This window comes from Oleiphilus sp. HI0043, assembly GCF_001634935.1.
On record NZ_LWEY01001128.1, the window covers coordinates 1 to 777 of the forward strand.

General features: G+C 46.2%; 1 pseudogene. It reads left to right on the forward strand.

Annotated elements, in window-relative coordinates:
- Positions 1-652 (forward strand): annotated as a pseudogene (locus tag A3729_RS33060) (zinc carboxypeptidase); the annotation flags it as partial.
- Positions 653-777 lie beyond the last annotated feature (125 nt).

Below are 777 nucleotides of genomic sequence, written 5' to 3' on the forward strand. Positions count from 1 at the left end.
TTTAATGCGTAACTCTCCGATGGAAGCAGAGAGCGAGGCCCTGTTATTTGGTGGCGGACAAAGAATATCGCCACACCTGCCTTGGTATTGTGGCAAGGTCGAGGAGCAAATGGAGCTTGAGAACCAGAAGCTGGTAGAGGTGGTCGAGCGTTATTCTGATCAATCGCCCTTTACCTTAACGCTAGACTGTCATTCGGGCTTTGGCTTCCACGATTACTTGTGGTTTCCCTATGCTTATCGCAAACGGCCTATTGCGGTACTCGACAAGATTTATGCGCTGAAATTATTGCTAGATCGAACTTACTCTCACCATCATTATATCTTTGAGCCTCAGTCATTGAGTTATATCACGCATGGAGATCTGTGGGATTACATCTACAAGCGACATAAGAATTCACATGAGAGTATGATGATTCCTTTGACGCTTGAGATGGGCTCATGGAATTGGATTAAGAAGCGTCCGACTCAACTATTCTCTAGGTCTGGTTTATTCAACCCGATGGTGCCGCATCGCCTGCAACGCGTTTTACGGCGGCATATTATGCTATTCGATTTTCTTTGCTCGGCAGCCATTGGCTATAAGAGCTGGATGCCCAAGAAAAAGCAGCAGGTACAGACCTTTCAAGCAGCTAAGCAGTTTTGGTATCGCTAATGGAAAAGTGGATGCTAATAAGGGGTTTGTCTCGCCAGAAATTGCATTGGGGTGAGTTTCCTGAGCACTTAAAAACACTGTCAGGCGCAGAGGTATTGTTTGAGGACTTGCCAGGTTTTGGTGAG